The organism is Candidatus Obscuribacterales bacterium, assembly GCA_036703605.1.
Taxonomy (GTDB): Bacteria; Cyanobacteriota; Cyanobacteriia; order RECH01; family RECH01; genus RECH01.
In genome coordinates, this window is sequence record DATNRH010000242.1 from 1 (window position 1) to 17595 (window position 17595).

The following is a 17595-nucleotide window of genomic DNA, read 5'->3' on the forward strand; positions in this document are numbered from 1 at the left end:
CACCAGCGCGGTCAAAGTCTTGGGAACGTACTGCGTCGTCCTTCTCTCGAAGCACTTGGCGGAGTTCTTTGTCCAGTTCCTTGGCGGCGGGCGGTAGCTGCGAATTAATCAAACGCACCCGTGACCCTGCTTCATCGACCAAGTCAATCGCCTTATCCGGCAGGAAACGATCGGAAATGTATCGATCAGAGAGTTTAGCGGCAGCCTCTAGGGCTTCATCGGAAATGCGCAGCTTGTGGTGCTGCTCGTAGCGATCGCGGAGACCATGCAAGATTTCGATGGTTTCATCGACCGAGGGCTCACCTACCATCACCGGCTGGAACCGGCGTTCTAAAGCCGCATCGCGTTCGATGTGTTTGCGATACTCATCTAGGGTTGTGGCACCGATGCACTGAAGTTCACCCCGAGCCAAGGCTGGCTTGAGAATATTGGCGGCATCAATGGCACCTTCAGCAGCGCCCGCGCCAATCAGGGTGTGGACTTCATCAATCACGAGGATGACGTTACCCGCTTGGCGGATTTCGTCCATGATTTTCTTCAGCCGTTCTTCAAATTCCCCGCGATACTTGGTACCAGCAACTAAGAGTCCGATATCAAGGGTCACTACACGCTTATCTTCCAGAATGTCTGGAATGTCATTGTTGGAAATGCGCTGGGCTAGACCCTCGGCGATCGCTGTTTTACCAACCCCAGGCTCACCGATGAGCACAGGATTGTTTTTGGTACGACGTCCAAGGATTTGAATGACCCGCTCAATTTCTTTCTGCCGACCCACGACCGGGTCGAGCTTACCTTCGCCCGCCATCTGAGTCAGGTTGGAGCCAAACTCATCTAGGGTTGGAGTTTTGGTGCGACCTTGACCCCCTCCGGCGGAGACCTCAGCCGTTTCGCCCAGCATCCGAATCACCTGAGTGCGAACCTTGGATAGGTCAACGCCCAGATTTTCTAGGACTCTAGCGGCGACACCTTCGCCTTCGCGAATCAAGCCCAGAAGCAGATGCTCTGTGCCGATGTAGTTGTGGCCTAACTGACGAGCTTCTTCGAGAGATAACTCCAGCACTCGCTTGGCTCGAGGGGTAAATGGAATCTCAACAGCGACGAAGCCGGAGCCTCGACCGATGATTTTCTCGACCTCAATCCGAGCGTCTTTGAGGTTGACCCCCATTGACTTGAGGACTTTGGCGGCGACGCCAGTTCCTTCTCCAATTAAGCCGAGGAGAATTTGCTCTGTCCCCACGAAGTTGTGACCCAGGCGACGAGCTTCTTCCTGAGCCAACATGATCACTTTAATAGCTTTTTCTGTGAAGCGTTCAAACATGGCGTTTTTCCATCACCTGCTGCGTGCCGGTACGCTGATTTTAGCACAGCAAATCCATCCGCCTGTTACTGAACAACGACGGAGGAGGGGTAGGGATTTCCGAAGACCGAGTCGGCATTTTGCATGTTTCGAGTCCCTGAGATGGGAAAAAATGCCGAAGGGGTATATTTTCTGCCCCAAGGGAAATCTATTAGCAGAAATCCAAGGGCGCGTCAAGGATCAGAAGCAGGGTTTGGCGGCGGTGATTCAGGAGCTGCACTCTAAATGCCTTGCTAGACAAGAGATAGACCGGGGATCATAGGGCTTGGGATTGGGAGTGAAATCTTGCGTTTTATGAAGATTTTCGGTGAATAATGAAGAGCATCCCTCATGGTGTTCTGTTCTCGTGCCATAAAAAGGGGGCGATCGCATCTAGAGAACTTGTCAACTGCCAGTTATGCTGCTGTAGGCGTTGATGGACGTGCTGCCAGTGGTGCTGGAGGCGATCGCCAAAGTCATCGGTTTGTAAGCCCTTGCACCATAAAATCAGCGCATCTTCTCCGGTATCGGCATAGTAGCGTCGCCGCCGCCCCACATCTTGGAAGTCGTAGCGGGCATAGAGGGATCGCGCTGCTTGGTTGGAATCGCGAACTTCTAGGGTGGCCCACTGCAGGCCGCGATGGCGTGCTAGGGAGAGCAGCGTCAGCAAGGCTAGCTGCCCTAGCCCCTGCCGTTGATAGTGGGGATGAATACCCAGTAGAGTAATGTGGGCTTCGTCGAGGATGGCCCAGCAGCAGGCAATACCAATCAAGGTGGGATTAGATGGGGCATCATCCGTAGCATCAGAGGGCGATCGCTGCAGCATGAGTAAATCGCTATTGGGACTGGTGACCTCTCGTTGATAGCCCTCCTGCGTCCATATCCCGCCAAAACAAAGTTGATCCAGGCGGACAACGGCTGCGAGGTGCTGGGTCGTCAGGGGATGAAGTTCTAAGCAGGGCATGAAGGTTAGGCGGACAGGAGGATGGGATCAGGGATCAGATGACGGTAGAAGGACGGGATCTTGGATTATGAAGATCTCAGATCATCTCAGATACTTGGACTCAGATAACAATGCTTGCCGATCGCTGCCTGAGGAGGCGACGAAGGGGATAGACGGACTAGAGAACCTGGAGAATTGATCGGCAGGATGCCAGCTTGTAATTGTACACTAGGTAATTAGACGGATTCATCTGCCAGGCTACCTGTCTATGGATCTGTTCCCTAGAGCCGCACGTTGCAAGGATAGTTCTTTTCATGGTCTCGACCCCTGCCGCTAGTCTTCAAAATAGTTGCCAATTTTTGCCCGAATGGACGGTTGAAGATCCATCGCCCAATCAATTTTTGATGCCGCTGACGGCGGCGGTCAACAGCCAAGATCACCTCACCATCGGCGGCTGTGACGTTGTGGAACTGATTCAGCAATTTGGTTCGCCGCTCTATATTTTGGATGAACAGACCCTGCGCACGGCTTGTCGCCAATACCGGGACGGGTTTCGGCACTACTATCCTGGCGAGTCGCTGGTGATCTATGCCTCTAAAGCCTGGAACTGTTTAGCGGTTTGTGCGATCGCTGCCAGTGAAGGTCTAGGGATCGACATCGTTTCCGGCGGAGAACTCTACACGGCCCTCCAATCCGGCGTCCCCAGCGATCGCCTCTATTTCCACGGCAACAATAAGAGCCGCGATGAACTTCAGCAGGCCGTGGTCGCCCAGTGTACCATCGTGGTGGATAACTGGTTTGAGCTAGAAACCCTGGTGGCGATCGCCGCTGACACCGAAGCTCCCGTGCGGATCATGCTGCGCCTAACGCCGGGCATCGAGTGCCACACCCACGACTACATTCGCACCGGGCATATCGACAGCAAGTTTGGCTTTGATCCCGATCAGTTGGATGAAGTATTTGCTTTTGTGGCCCAGCAGCCTGGTCTAGACTGTGCCGGGCTCCATGCCCATATCGGTTCTCAGATCTTTGAACTCAACCCTCACCAAGACTTAACCGATGTGATGGCTGGCTGGCTGGACAAGGCGGCCCAAGCCGGTCTACCGGTGCGGGAATTGGACATTGGCGGGGGGCTCGGCATTCGCTACACCGAGTCTGACGATCCGCCGAGTATCCATGACTGGATCCGGGTGATCTGTGAAGGTGTGGTGCGGGCCTGTGAAACCCGGCAACTGCCCCTGCCCAGGCTGATTGCAGAACCAGGGCGATCGCTGATTGGTTCAGCCTGCGTCACCGCCTACACCGTCGGTAGCCAGAAAGTGGTTCCCAATCTCCGCACCTATGTGACCGTGGATGGCGGCATGTCCGATAATCCTCGCCCGATCACCTATCAATCCCTCTACCGAGCGGTCGCCGCCAGCCAGATGTCGGCCCCTCTCACCGAAACCGTAGCGATCGCTGGCAAGCATTGCGAATCCGGTGACATCATTATCCAAGAAACGACGCTGCCGAAAACCCAACCGGGCGATACCCTCGTCATCCTAGGCACAGGGGCCTACAATTACAGCATGGCATCCAACTACAATCGGGTTCCCCGGCCATCGGCGGTGCTCGTACAGGATGGCGAGGCAAGCATCATCCTGCAACGCGAAACTTACCTAGATTTGATCCGTCAGGATCGACTACCCAATCGACTTGCGACTGTTAGCGAATGAGCTTCAACGTCGTCAGTTAGTTTCCCTAGCCCCACCTTCGATCATCGTCGGTTGTGAGGCGTGGCGCAACCTAACCCGTTGAGCAGATCGGAAACGTGTTTTGTAGAGGGCAAATGAATCGTCCCCTGCTATCCTTGTAACCTGAGTCCTTAGGGCACAGGTTATCCGTTATTAGACGTGGATGCAGGATACGCTCGCCAACACCTGCCAAACCACGCCTGATACCGGTGCAAGGTCACACTCCAGATCAATTCAGATGGGATCTCTGCTGACGCAATGGCTACCAAAACTAAGCTGGACCTCGTCTTTGCTGGTGACCATCATTGACATTAGTTTAGTTCTGGTACTCACCTATATTGTTCTGATTTTCATCAAAGAACGTCGCACCCTGTGGATGGTTCGAGGTCTGGTTGTACTAATGCTGTCGGCAGCATTGAGCCAGTCTCTTGGGCTGCGTCTACTCCACTTTGTGTTAGAAAAGTTGGTGATCGGATCGGCTGTGGCGATGGCATTTATCATGCAGGCTGAGTTTCGCCGCTTCCTAGAACAATTGGGACGGGGAGAGCTAGACCAGTTATTTCGCTCATCAGATGAGGCTGTTCCTAAACCAGACAGTGTTATTGATGAAATTGTTGATGCGGTCAAAGAGTTATCGCAAAACCGCACAGGGGCACTCTTAATCTTAGAAACTAGCCGCCCAATTGATGAACGAGATTTTTCCGTGCCTGGCGTTCGTCTGAATGCTGAAGTATCGAAAGAACTGCTGCAAACTATTTTTCAAACCACAACCCCTCTTCATGATGGAGCAGTCCTCATTCGGGGATCACGGGTGACAGCGGCAGGGATCATCCTGCCAATTTCTGAACGGACGGCTTCGCGCCAACTGGGTACCCGTCATCGGGCAGCCATGGGTATTACCGAACGTGTGGAAAATTGTCTCTGTGTCGTTGTATCAGAAGAAACAGGGTCGATTTCGCTGGCGGAACGCGGTACGCTCAATCGTCCACTTACAAGCAGCAAATTGCGAGAGCTCTTGCGCACTCAGTTTACTCAGTCAGTGGAGCGGGAGTCGGTTGCGCCGCAGTTGCGAAGTCTTGGACGCCAGTTGCTTCATCAGGGTATGGTGCTGGTGTCTCGCTTGCTTCGGTTGTCATCATCAGCTTCTCGGGAGAAAAAATGACGGCAGAGTCTACTGCATTATCAGAGTTACCTGCAGATCTCAACCCCGATCGTCTGCCTCAGCATATTGCGGTCATTATGGACGGGAATGGTCGCTGGGCTAAACATCGAGGTCTGCCCCGGATTATGGGTCACCGCCGAGGGGTCGATACGCTCAAGGATATGCTGCGGTGCTGTAAGGACTGGGGTGTCAAGGCACTCACCGCCTATGCCTTTTCTACAGAAAACTGGGGGCGGCCCTTAGAGGAAGTCGAGTTTTTAATGAATTTGTTTGAGCGCGTGCTGCGGCGAGAGTTGCGGGAGATGCTGGAGGAGGATGTGCAAATCCACTTTGTCGGCAATCTAGGAGCGCTGCCCCAGTCGCTGCAAGAAGAAATTCAGCGATCGATGGAGGAAACCAAGAATAATCAAGCTATTCAATTTACCGTGGCCACCAACTATGGTGGACGCCAGGAAATTGTCCAGGCTTGTCGGGCGATCGCCACTCAGGTTCAAGCAGGCACCTTAAATCCTGACGACATTGACGAAACGGTTTTCGAGAGCCATCTCTATACGGTGAAGACGGGCAACCCAGACCTGCTGATCCGCACCAGCGGTGAAATGCGTCTGAGCAATTTCCTGCTTTGGCAAATGGCCTACACCGAGATTTATGTCACCGATACGCTCTGGCCCGACTTTGATCGGGCCGAGCTGCATCGGGCGCTCTGTGCCTATCAAGCCCGCGAGCGGCGCTTCGGTTGCGTGTAGGGTGAAAAGTTGCGGAGCCGTAGGGCATTGGTGACTACCAACACCGAGCTAAAGGCCATGGCGGCTCCGGCAATAATCGGGTTGAGTAACCAACCGGTGAGGGGATAGAGCACCCCAGCGGCGATGGGAATCCCAGCAACGTTGTAGATAAACGCAAAGAATAGATTCTGGCGAATATTGCGCAGGGTGGCGCGGCTGAGGCGAATGGCGGTGACAATGCCGTCGAGGTTGCCTGACATCAGGGTAATATCGCTGGCGGCGATCGCCACGTCGGTACCGGTGCCAATGGCAATGCCCACATCAGCCTGGGCGAGGGCTGGCGCATCGTTAATACCATCGCCCACCATGGCTACAATCCGTTTGCCAGTTTGTAGTTCGGCCACTTTGTCCGCTTTTTGATCGGGACGCACTTGGGCAAAGACTTGGGTGATGCCGGCCTGATGGGCGATCGCCTCTGCGGTTTTCTGGTTGTCGCCCGTGAGCATGACCACCTCGATACCCATGCGTTGCAGCGATCGCACGACCTCTGCCGAGGACGGCTTGAGGGCATCGGCAATACTGACCAGTCCCTGCACGGCACCATCGACGGCGATCCAAACCACCGTTTGCCCAAGAGCTTCCCAATCCTGAGCATGGTCATGAAAAGCGGTATCTTGGCAGGTGCGCCCTTGGGTATCCATGCCCAGATCCTGGAGCCAGCGCTGGGTGCCAATGTGAACTAGAGGGCGATCGCTGCCGTTTTCCACCCGTCCCTGCACGCCACAGCCAGCGATCGCATCAAACTGTTCCACCTTCGGCAAGTCACCGTCCTCTGCGATCGCCTCCTGTCGTTGGGCATACTGGACAATAGCCTCCGCTAGGGGATGTTCCGACCGCTGTTCCAGGCTCGCCATCCATTGCAACAGCGTTAACTCATACTGATCCGCCGAACCACGGGCCGTGACAAACTGGGTTACCGTGGGCTGCCCCTCGGTCAGCGTTCCGGTTTTGTCCAAAATAATCGTGCGAATTCCGTGGGCTAGCTGCAGGCTATCGGCTCCCTTAATTAAAATGCCATGCTCTGCCCCCTTACCTGTGCCCACCATAATGGACGTGGGCGTTGCCAAACCGAGGGCACAGGGGCAGGCAATGATCAACACACTCACCGTGGTCACCACCGCCATCGCCAAGTTGCCCGTCACCCCTATCCACACGGCAAAGGTGAGCAGAGCGATCGCCAAGACCGCCGGCACAAACCAAGCCGTGACCTGATCAGCTACCTGCTGAATGGGAGCCTTCACCGCCTGGGCCTGTTGCACAAGCTGGACAATTTGAGCCAGCACCGTATCCCGTCCCACCCGCGTGGCCCGAAACTGGAAACTGCCGGTTTTATTCAACGTTGCGCCAATCACCTCATCCCCAGCCCGCTTCTGCACCGGCACGCTTTCACCGGTGACCATGGATTCATCCAGGGTGGACTCTCCTTGGGTGATCACGCCATCCACCGGAATCTTTTCCCCCGGACGCACCAAAACCTGTTCATCCACCTGCACCGTGGCGATCGCCACATCCACCCACTGTCCCTGCCGCTGCACCCGAGCTGTTTTGGGCTGGAGACCCACCAGTTGGCGAATCGCCTCTGAGGTTTTGCCCCGGGCCCGATGTTCAAAAAAGTTACCCAGCAGAATCATGGTGATGATCACTGCGGCTACTTCAAAGTAGACATCGCGGGCAATGCCCTGCCCCTGAAACCAGCCGGGAAACAGCATGGGAAATAGGGAGTAGAAATAGGCAGCACTTGTCCCCAAGACCACCAAGGTGTCCATATTGGAGCGTCCATGCTTCAACGACGTCCAGGCACCGCGATAAAACGATCGCCCACACCAAAACTGCACCGGCGTCGCCAGCACCCACTGTACCCAGGCATGATGCAGCCACATGGGAAATCCTGGAATATGGATCCCTAGCATGACGGGCAGAGAACCGAAGACCAAAATGGCGCTGGCAATACCACCCACCCACAGCTTGCGTTTCAAATCACGAGTCTCGCGCTGATCGGCAGCATCTGCTTCATCAAGGGCGATCGCTTCCCCGAGGTCTGCCGGAATCGATGCCCCATAGCCAATCTCCTCTACAGCCTGCTGAATGGTTTCCGTCTGCACTTGAGCTAGATCGAGATGAACCGTAGCCTGTTCCATGCCGAAGTTCACCTGACAATCTTGCACACCGGGCACCGCCTTGATGGTGCGTTCAATGGCAGAAGCGCAGGACGCGCAGCTTATGCCGCGCAAATTGAGGGTTACAGTATCCATACAACCATCCCTGGGAGCAATAGGTCAGGCTCTTGTCAAGCCCTGTCTTTTGTATCCTATAGTCTCTACTTCACTGGAGAGTCAACCCCCGGGATTGTGCTTAATCGTCCAACTAGGTGGGATTGGCGATCGCCGATCTTCAACTCCGTCTTTCCAGCCCAACGGCATCAGCGATCGCCTCTTTGATTAGGTCACATCTGGACGTTACATCTGGGCAACCCACCGCGATCGCTACCCATGGCGAACCTGGTGCCACTGCCAAGCATGGGCAATGATATCGCGCAGGTCAGGATAGCGAGGCTGCCAGTTCAGCATCTGCCGGGCTTTCTCACTGCTGCCGACTAAGATGGGTGGATCACCGGGACGGCGATCGCGTTCTAGGACGGTGAACTCATGTCCGGTGACTTGCTTGGCTTGTTCGATCACCTTGCGCACCGAAAAGCCATTGCCATTCCCCAGGTTAAACACATCGCTGGCACCCCCTCGCAGCAAATAGTCCACACCGCGCACGTGGGCATCGGCTAAGTCACAGACATGGATATAGTCCCGAATACAGGTGCCATCTGGGGTGGGGTAATCTGTGCCAAAGATGGCGATCGCTGGTCGCTTGCCCATGGCCGTCAGCAAGACTAGGGGAATCAAATGGGTTTCGGGATCATGGTCTTCGCCTAAGCGCCCGTTGGGATGGGCACCCGAGGCATTAAAGTAGCGAAAACAGACCGACTTCAGACCATGGGCTACGTCAAAATCTGCCAGCATCCGTTCCACCATGCCCTTGCTCGCCGCATAGGGGCTCATGGGCTGGTGGGGCTGATCTTCACGAATCGGAAAGGTTTCCGGCACGCCGTAGAGCGCACAGGTTGAGGAAAATACCAGGGTTTTCACAGAGGCCGCCACCATCGCCTCCAACAATGTCAGGGTGCCTAGGACGTTATTGCGGTAATACTTACCCGGATCTTGCACCGATTCTCCGACAGCTAGATAGGCAGCAAAATGCATCACCGCTGCAATAGAACGACTGGCGAAGAGATCATCCAGCAGGGCGCGATCGCTCGTATCGCCCACCACAAGCTCTACCTTCAGCACTGACTCCACCAGGTCGCGGTGCCCATAGACCAAATTATCTAAAACAATTACCTCGTAACCGGCCTGCCGGAGCGCCAACACTGCATGGGAGCCAATATAGCCAGCTCCGCCAGTGACTAAAATGGTGGGCGTCTCAGAAGCCATGCTAAGTGTTCTCCCTAGAAATGATGGTGATGGTGTTGGGGTAGAGCACATCCAAATAGCCCCACCGCCAGTTAAATCTTAATAAAGCATTAATAAAGAACTCGCAAACCTTTGCGGGATAGAACCTCACAATAGGGGAGTCTCGTTAAGCTAGAGGCACGCTGAACTGCCGCCATCTTAGCCTACGTGCCTTAAAAGGAAAGGGCATCGTTACTCAAATCCCTGCTTTCCTTGCATTCATTCACCCTTAATCATCACCAGTGCTTGCCCTCCGGTCGTCTGGCTGAAAGGCGGGATAATCTAGAACTATTCTGGTCGAGCGCGAAAGAGATCTAGATATCTAGAAAGGCATCAGAGGCGATCGCCCTCGTTGATGAATCAAGGTGACTGGATGAATTGCCGGTTGTCTAAACTGTTGTGCAATCCACAGGCCCATTTGCATATGGAAGATGTTCTTAGAGAGGCGCTCCGTGCGCTCAGTAGTCACAGTCGCTGGATTCTTTGGAATCTGTTTTTGGCGTTCATTCCCCTCGCTCTTAGCTTTTGGCTATTTCGCTGGCGACAGGCACGCACCTGGTTTTGGTGGCTCGGACTCGTGGTGTTCATTGCCTTTTTGCCCAATGCTCCCTATCTGCTTACGGATGTGGTGCATCTGATTCGGGCAACTCAGGCCGGCTACTCAACCTGGGTGATTGCCGTCTTTATGATTCCAGTGCATATCACGGCCATTTTGCTGGGTACCGAAGCCTATGTTATGGCTGTGATTAACCAAAGTTATTACCTTTTGCAACACCGGGCTAGGCGCTTTGTATTACCCGCTGAGTTGCTCACCCATGCTCTTTGTGCCGTTGGTGTGTACCTCGGGCGCTTTATTCGATTTAATAGCTGGGATCTGGTTACCCGTCCGGATGAGGTCTTAGTCACAACCCTGAATCATCTCACCTCCGAGCGACCGCTGGTCGTCATGTTTGGCACCTTCGTCATTTTGACGGTGGTGTACTGGGTGATGAAGCAGATTACCATTGGGCTACTTTTGCGTGTGCGCTATGCTCGCCAAGGGCGCAATGTGTTCAAAGAAGCTCTAGACTAGTTTTCCCCAGCACCTCAGCGGCGGTCTATCCGTCAAGGATAGACACATCAAGGGCTCCGTGGGATTGCGGATGCTTGCCCTTGAGCGATGAATCTTGGGATTGCCATTCGGGAGGGTCGCCGTCGTCTGATAGACTTTTAGATCGAGACGCCGTACGCAGCATAACAATCCGTTGGGAGGGTAAATAGGTGGAGAGTACACTCGGTCTAGAGATTATTGAAGTCGTTGAACAGGCGGCGATCGCATCGGCCCGTTGGATGGGGAAAGGCGAAAAAAACACCGCTGACCAAGTGGCAGTAGAAGCCATGCGGGAGCGGATGAACAAGATTCACATGCGCGGCCGCATTGTGATTGGGGAAGGCGAGCGGGACGACGCGCCCATGCTCTACATTGGCGAAGAAGTGGGTATTTGCACTCAGCCCAATGCCGCAGATGTTTGCAACCCAGAAGAACTCGTGGAAATTGACATCGCAGTGGATCCCTGCGAAGGCACCAACTTGGTTGCCTACGGTCAGCCCGGTTCTATGGCCGTGCTAGCTATTGCTGAAAAGGGTGGCTTGTTTGCCGCTCCTGACTTTTACATGAAGAAGTTAGCCGCTCCAGCATCTGCACGGGGCCATGTGGATATCAACAAATCGGCTACCGAAAACCTGAAAATTTTGTCGGAATGCCTGGATCGTTCCATCGAGGAACTGGTGGTGGTGGTCATGAAGCGCGATCGCCACAATGACTTGATCAAAGAAATTCGTGACGCTGGCGCACGCGTACGCTTGATCAGCGATGGAGACGTATCAGCAGCGATTTCCTGCGCCTTCTCGGGTACCAACATCCACGCCCTCATGGGTATTGGTGCGGCTCCGGAAGGGGTGATTTCTGCAGCGGCAATGGAATGCCTCGGCGGTCACTTCCAAGGTCAGTTGATCTACGATCCGGCTGTGGTGAAGACCGGCCTGATTGGCGAAAGTAAGGAAAGTAATATTGAGCGCCTCCAGAGCATGAATATTACCGACCCCGATCGCGTCTACAACGGCAACGAGCTGGCCTCCGGCAAGACTCTGCTGTTCGCAGCCTGCGGTATCACCTCCGGTACCCTGATGGAAGGCGTGCGCTTCTTCGGTGGCGGTGCTCGTACCCAGAGCTTGGTCATTTCTAACCAATCGCGGACGGCGCGCTTCGTCGATACGATTCACCTCTCTGGTGAACCCAAGGCCCTGCAACTGCGCTAGGACACGGGTTGAGCTATCTTCATAGCGATTACGAGCTGGGATGTACGCTGTATGTCCCAGCTTTTTGCTACGAACTATCACAGTTCAGCGGATTGATGACTCACGGTTGAGCTGCTGGAAGGCGATCGCTCCTTGGGTCACGATTTACAAAAATTTATGCGAAAACACCTGAAAACTAAGGCGTTTCCTGGCTTTAGAAGACTTTAAGTTGATACACTTTCTTGTGATTGCAAATGTCTGCGTTGCATTTGTTTTCAATTAGGAGAACTTAAATTAATTTTCGTGATGGGATGTCTAGGTTGGTGCAGCTTCCACCGTGAACTAGGAAAAAACCGCCTGGAGTCTTGATAAATCCAGCATTTTGATGGCTACTCAGGGATCAAACCTGATTCAGCGATCAACCCTGTAAGGTAAACAAATTTCTTGGGAGGAACGATGAATATTGCCGTTGTGGGCCTTAGCCACAAAACCGCGCCGGTTGAGGTGCGTGAAAAGCTTAGCATTCCAACCCCCGAAGCAGAACGGGCGATCGCTCAACTCCTCAGCTATCCTCACATTGAAGAAGTTGCCATCCTGAGCACCTGTAACCGACTAGAAATTTATCTGGTGACCAAGGCAGCCGAGCCCGGTATCCGTGAAGTGGGGCAGTTTCTGGCAGACTACGGCAAGATCTCCCTACCCGAACTGCGCGAACATCTCTTTGTGTTGCTCCACCACGATGCCATCATGCATTTGATGCGGGTGTCGGCAGGGCTAGACAGCCTAGTGCTGGGTGAGGGACAAATTCTGTCTCAGGTGAAGCATATGCATAAGCTAGGACAGCAGCACAATAGCGTTGGGCAGCTCCTTAACAAGCTGCTGAAGCAGGCGATTACCGCTGGCAAACGGGTACGCACCGAAACCAGTATTGGCACTGGAGCTGTGTCCATTAGCTCAGCGGCAGTGGAGCTCGCCCAGATGAAGGTGGATGACCTCACTCCCCAAAAGGTCGCGGTGATTGGGGCTGGCAAAATGTCTCGGTTGGTGGTGAAGCACCTCTTGGCTAAGGGGGCCACCGATATTGCCGTGGTGAACCGCTCTCTGAAAGGGGCAGAGGAGTTGGCTAAGGAATTTAAATCCGCTGACTTGAAGCTGCATACCCTAGGAGATCTGATGCCGGTGGTGGCTCAGTCTGACCTTGTGTTTACCGCCACTGCCTCCAACGATCCCTTGATTCATGCTGCCCAGCTTGAACCGATGTTGCCGGCAGGGCGATCGCTCATGTTGTTCGATATTTCCGTTCCCCGGAACGTCCACAGCGACGTGAACGACCTGCCTCAGGTGCATGCCTTCAACGTGGATGACCTGAAGGCCGTAGTGGCTCAAAACCAGGAAAGCCGCCGACAAATTGCCATGGAAGCGGAAGAACTGCTGGAGGAAGAAGTAGAATCCTTCGAAGCTTGGTGGCGATCGCTGGAAACCGTTTCCACCATTAGCTGCCTACGCGATAAGGTGGAAACCATTCGAGAGCAAGAGCTGGAAAAAGCCCTCTCTCGCCTAGGGTCTGAGTTTGCCGAGAAGCATCAGGAAATCATCGAGGCCCTAACTCGGGGTATCGTCAACAAAATCCTGCATGATCCTATGGTGCAATTGCGTGCCCAGCAAGACATCGAAGCTCGTCGTCATGCCATGCAAACCCTGCATACCCTGTTCAACCTAGAGCCTGCTTCTGAGAAATATAGCTAAGGGTATTGCTGAAGAAGTCTTAGGATTTTGCAGCACATAGGGTTTCAGGGCGTCTGGTTTGAGGGTAGTACTTGGATGTCGCAACGCCTCATGAAATTAGGTCGTGAAGCATCTGTGGGCGGGCCCTGCTCGCCTACCCTGGTTTGGTTGCTACCTGAAGAGGGTGGTACTTGCCTCCCTAGACCCTTGAAGTGCAGCCAGCGATAGACTAAGGGTAGCGTTCTGCTGCTCGTTGTAGGCAAGTGTCACTATGTCGATGCCCTCATCTCTCTCATGGCGTCAACTCTCCAAACGTCCCTTTAAGGTCAACCTATTGAAGTGGGTGGCGATCGCTCTGTTCGTGGTACTGGGGTTTGACATCTTGACATTTCTCCTTGCGGAACAGTTCTGGTTTCAAGAGGTTGAGTATGGCCAGGTGTTTAGAACCCGAGTCATGATTCAAGGAACGTTGGGCGCAGTGTCCTTCATCCTGAGTTTCTGGGTCTTAACTTCTAACTTAAAAACAGCGCGAAAATATTCCCATCCAGCCCCAGAGTCTGATACACCAAATCCGTCTGCCTATCCAGGACAGCTTACGCTAAGCGGGCTACTGCCTCTGGTGCTGGTGCTGGGGGTGGTTATTGGGGCGGCGTTGCTCTACCACGGGCAACTAGCTATCGATTATTGGAATCCCAATCTCAACATTACGGCTCAGTCCACAGCCATCCCTCTCAAGTTTCGCCCCGACACCATTTGGCAGGTCGAACAAATGTTGACGGCCATGTCACCATGGCTGCTAGGATTACCCCTTGTTTTAACCATCGCGCTGCTGATCTATCCCTACCTGTTGCTGAACGCGATCGCTGTTTTGATGAGCCTTAGCTTTGGGCTAATTTTGTCCGAGCATTGGATGAAGGTGCTGCCGGCCTTTGCTATGACGCCGTTTGAGCAAACCGATCCTCGATTTCAGCAAGACCTGGGTTTTTATATTTTTCGGCTGCCGGTCTGGGAATTGATCGACTTTTGGGCGATTGGGCTGCTGTCGCTGACGGTCATTTCCGTCTTGCTGCTCTACCTGCTATCAGGCGATAGTCTCAGTCGTGGTCAATTTTATGGATTCTCGCCTCGGCAACAGCGCCATCTATGGCGATTGGTGGGCATCTGGCTGCTGGCGATCGCTCTCAGCTATTGGTTAGAACGCTACGAATTACTCTATTCTTCCCAAGGTGTCGTTTACGGGGCTAGTTTTACCGACATCAACGTCCAACTACCGCTGTACACCATCCTCAGTTTATTTGCCGGGTTTATGGGACTGGGCTGTTTACTTTACTGGGCATTGTATCGTCCCCGATCGCCCCAAGCCCCGATCTTGCGATCGCGATCGGTGCGACCAAGCCAAGTCGTTCAACGATCTCAGGATGCCAATGAGTTTGTTGGCTTCCGGCTGTTCACGGTAGGACTGGCGCTCTACGGGATAGGCGCGATCGCCATTGGCAGCATTATGCCCTTGGTGGTGCAGCGCTTGGTGGTGCAGCCCAATGAATTAGCGCTAGAGCGACCCTATATCGAAGATGCGATCGCCGCGAACCGAGAAGCCTTCCGCCTCAATAGCATCGAAGTGGAAGAGTTCAACCCCCAAGGCAGCCTTACCCTAGAAGACCTAGAAAACAACGCCCTCACCGTTGATAATATTCGCCTCTGGGATACGCGCCCCCTGTTGCAAACCAACCGCCAACTGCAGCAGTTTCGGCTATACTACCGCTTCTATGATGCCGATATTGATCGCTATACCCTAAGAACGCCCGACGGCGGCACGGCCCAGCAGCAGGTGCTGATTGCCGCTCGTGAATTGGACTACAGCGCTGTTCCAGCCGATGCCCAAACCTGGATTAACGAGCATTTGTTTTACACCCATGGCTATGGATTTACCATTAGTCCCGTGAATCGGGTGGTGTCGCCTGGCTTACCCGATTACCTGATCAAAGATATTGGCCAGGTGGCTAGTAATGCCTCCGTAGCCGCTAGTATTCCGACAGACCATCCCCGTATTTACTACGGTGAACTGACCAATACCTACGTGATGGTCAAAACTCAACAGCAGGAGCTGGACTATCCCAGTGGCAGCGATAACGTCTACAACACCTATGACGGTAGCGGCGGGGTCAGCATTGGTCAATTCTGGCAACGGATCATTTTTGCCAAGCATTTGCGAGACTGGCGCATGTTGCTTACCGAAGACTTTACCCCTGAAACCAAGCTGCTCTTCCGCCGTGAAATTACCGCCCGCGTGAAAGCGATCGCCCCTTTTCTGCGCTATGACCAAGATCCCTACTTGGTTGTTGCCGATGCTACCCAATCACCGGTCGGTACTCTGCGTCAGCAGGAAGCAGCAACGCCTAACTATCTCTACTGGGTGATTGATGCCTACACCACAAGCGATCGCTTCCCCTACTCCGATCCCTACACCTATGACTTTAACTACATTCGCAACTCGGTCAAAGTGGTGGTGGATGCTTACAACGGAGCGGTCACCTTCTTCATTGCCGATGAACAGGATCCCATTATTCAAACCTGGAGCCGTATTTTCCCAGGTATGTTCCATCCCCTAGGGGAGATGCCCGCTACCCTCAAATCCCACGTGCGCTATCCCCAGGATCTCTTTCAGGTGCAGGCCAATCAACTCATGGTCTACCACATGACCGATCCTCAGGTGTTTTATAACCGAGAAGACCAGTGGCGGGCTCCCAGCGAAATTTATCGCGATGAATCTCAGGTGATCGAGCCCTATTACCTGCTGATGAAACTGCCTTCAGAAGATGCAGAGGAGTTTATTCTGCTCCAACCCTTCACCCCCGCCCAGCGTAATAACCTAATTGCTTGGCTTGCCGCGCGCTCCGATGGCTTAATTGGGCCCAATACGGCCGACGCATCCTATGGTTCCATGCTGCTCTACCGCTTCCCTAAACAGGAATTGGTCTATGGGCCGGAGCAGATTGAAGCTCGAATTAACCAAGATCCCGTGATTTCCGAGCGGATTTCCCTGTGGAACCGTCAGGGATCCCGAGCCATTCAGGGCAATCTCTTGGTGATTCCCATTGAACAATCGTTGCTGTATGTGGAACCTCTATACCTAGAAGCGGAGCAAAATGAATTGCCCACCCTCGTGCGGGTGATTGTGGCCTACGAGAACCGAATTGTCATGGCAGAAACCCTAGACCAAGCGCTGCAAGGGATTTTTGAAGATGAACCTAGGGGAGATTCGATCATTCGCTCCGTTGAAGATTTGCCGCTGCCGCTCCTTGACTCTGATAGCACCAATGCTGACGATGCTCAGGGAGGGTAAGGTCGATGGACTCCCTACCATTTAAGAATTCCCACGCCTTTAGGTTGGGGCGTGTTAAGGCGGTGAACTCCATTCAATGACCCTAGTCTGCCGGGTTTCGACTCCGCTCAACCCTCTTCTCATCAGGAATCATTATGTCCTCCCACTGAACAGAGCCTGACCACTTTATCTCGCTAGGAACAGTGCAGATTGAGCGCTTTTGTTTATGATACGGCTGGGCGTTTTATGTGAGAAGGTGGGTGGTATCATGCCCTGCCTCTCCTCCCTGCACGCACCTGTTCTCCCTATCCACCTCCTACGTCTTCATGCAGCCGAACGTAACCCTTGACCCGACGCTTCCCGTCGATCGCCCCTTGTTATCCGTGGGCGATCGCCAGCATCCCCAACACCACACCGTCCGGCCCATTAGCGTCTATGCTCTGCATGGGCTTGCCTCACTGGACGATCGCCTTTTGTCCTTGGATTCTGTGCGGGGCAGTGTGGTGGCGGTGGATTGCCAAACCGATAACACCACGGTGATGAATGCCAAAACGGTGGATGACTTTGTGGATGCCACGGGGTTAGCCATCTGGGAGACTACCGTCTGGTTTGTGCGGGGCCATGATGTGTACCGCTGCTCTATGGATGACTGGGTGCCGGAACGCTTCATGACCTTGCCCTACCGCTTGGATGGCATTGCGGTGTGGCAATCGACCCTCTACCTGGCCTCTCAGAGCGCCGGGGATATTATGATCTACGACTGCACCCAAAAGCGGCGGATCACCAGCTTTCCAGCCCCAGGAATTGGCATT

At 53.9% G+C, this 17595-nt stretch carries 12 protein-coding genes; 8 read left to right on the forward strand and 4 right to left on the reverse strand.

Going from position 1 to position 17595, the window contains the following annotated elements; translation table 11 throughout:
* On the reverse strand, positions 1–1318 hold a 1318-nt coding region (locus tag V6D20_05080), incomplete at its 3' end, for an ATP-dependent Clp protease ATP-binding subunit (GenBank protein HEY9815162.1).
* Positions 1319–1685: 367 nt separating this feature from the next.
* Positions 1686–2300, reverse strand: a complete 615-nt coding sequence (gene rimI, locus V6D20_05085) for a ribosomal protein S18-alanine N-acetyltransferase (protein HEY9815163.1) — start codon at positions 2298–2300, stop codon at positions 1686–1688.
* A gap of 293 nt (positions 2301–2593) precedes the next feature.
* Between rimI and lysA the strand changes: the two genes are divergently transcribed.
* The 3 genes from lysA to V6D20_05100 all read left to right on the forward strand — a co-directional run bounded on the left by lysA (position 2594) and on the right by V6D20_05100 (position 5920).
* Entirely contained in the window at positions 2594–3994 is a 1401-nt protein-coding gene (gene lysA / locus V6D20_05090; GenBank protein ID HEY9815164.1) for a diaminopimelate decarboxylase, read from the forward strand.
* Between the two features lie 313 nt (positions 3995–4307).
* A complete protein-coding gene (cdaA, locus tag V6D20_05095; GenBank protein ID HEY9815165.1) occupies positions 4308–5174 on the forward strand; it encodes a diadenylate cyclase CdaA in 867 nt (288 codons plus the stop codon).
* Positions 5171–5920, forward strand: a complete 750-nt coding sequence (locus tag V6D20_05100) for an isoprenyl transferase (protein HEY9815166.1) — start codon at positions 5171–5173, stop codon at positions 5918–5920. Before cdaA ends, V6D20_05100 begins: the two co-directional genes overlap by 4 nt.
* Here V6D20_05100 and V6D20_05105 read toward each other — a convergent pair.
* Together V6D20_05105 and galE are read right to left on the reverse strand one after the other, a co-directional pair.
* Positions 5887–8211, reverse strand: a complete 2325-nt coding sequence (locus V6D20_05105) for a heavy metal translocating P-type ATPase (protein HEY9815167.1) — start codon at positions 8209–8211, stop codon at positions 5887–5889. The two genes, V6D20_05100 and V6D20_05105, sit on opposite strands and share 34 nt — an antisense overlap.
* A 231-nt stretch (positions 8212–8442) precedes the next feature.
* Positions 8443–9441, reverse strand: coding sequence for a UDP-glucose 4-epimerase GalE (gene galE, locus V6D20_05110; GenBank protein HEY9815168.1), 999 nt, complete (start codon positions 9439–9441; stop codon positions 8443–8445).
* A 514-nt stretch (positions 9442–9955) separates the two neighbouring features.
* Here galE and V6D20_05115 point away from each other — a divergent pair.
* From V6D20_05115 to V6D20_05135, 5 genes are all read left to right on the forward strand, one after another.
* Positions 9956–10531, forward strand: a complete 576-nt coding sequence (locus V6D20_05115; protein HEY9815169.1) for a DUF1361 domain-containing protein — start codon at positions 9956–9958, stop codon at positions 10529–10531.
* 188 nt (positions 10532–10719) lie between these two features.
* On the forward strand, positions 10720–11757 hold the full coding sequence (gene glpX / locus V6D20_05120) for a class II fructose-bisphosphatase (GenBank protein ID HEY9815170.1): 1038 nt from the start codon (positions 10720–10722) through the stop codon (positions 11755–11757).
* A gap of 435 nt (positions 11758–12192) precedes the next feature.
* On the forward strand, positions 12193–13482 hold the full coding sequence (locus V6D20_05125) for a glutamyl-tRNA reductase (protein HEY9815171.1): 1290 nt from the start codon (positions 12193–12195) through the stop codon (positions 13480–13482).
* A 256-nt stretch (positions 13483–13738) separates the two neighbouring features.
* Positions 13739–16804: a UPF0182 family protein gene (locus V6D20_05130; protein HEY9815172.1), complete on the forward strand. Its 3066-nt coding sequence runs from the start codon at positions 13739–13741 to the stop codon at positions 16802–16804.
* A 305-nt stretch (positions 16805–17109) separates the two neighbouring features.
* A partial coding sequence (locus tag V6D20_05135) for a hypothetical protein (GenBank protein HEY9815173.1) occupies positions 17110–17595 on the forward strand: 486 nt, incomplete at its 3' end.

Bases quoted from the DNA above. Each gene is read 5' to 3' on its own strand.
- V6D20_05130 (HEY9815172.1), top strand. From the start codon at position 13,739: ATGCCCTCATCTCTCTCATGGCGTCAACTCTCCAAACGTCCCTTTAAG.
- rimI (HEY9815163.1), bottom strand. From the start codon at position 2,300: ATGCCCTGCTTAGAACTTCATCCCCTGACGACCCAGCACCTCGCAGCC.
- V6D20_05100 (HEY9815166.1), top strand. From the start codon at position 5,171: ATGACGGCAGAGTCTACTGCATTATCAGAGTTACCTGCAGATCTCAAC.
- lysA (HEY9815164.1), top strand. From the start codon at position 2,594: ATGGTCTCGACCCCTGCCGCTAGTCTTCAAAATAGTTGCCAATTTTTG.
- V6D20_05105 (HEY9815167.1), bottom strand. From the start codon at position 8,211: ATGGATACTGTAACCCTCAATTTGCGCGGCATAAGCTGCGCGTCCTGC.
- V6D20_05125 (HEY9815171.1), top strand. From the start codon at position 12,193: ATGAATATTGCCGTTGTGGGCCTTAGCCACAAAACCGCGCCGGTTGAG.
- galE (HEY9815168.1), bottom strand. From the start codon at position 9,441: ATGGCTTCTGAGACGCCCACCATTTTAGTCACTGGCGGAGCTGGCTAT.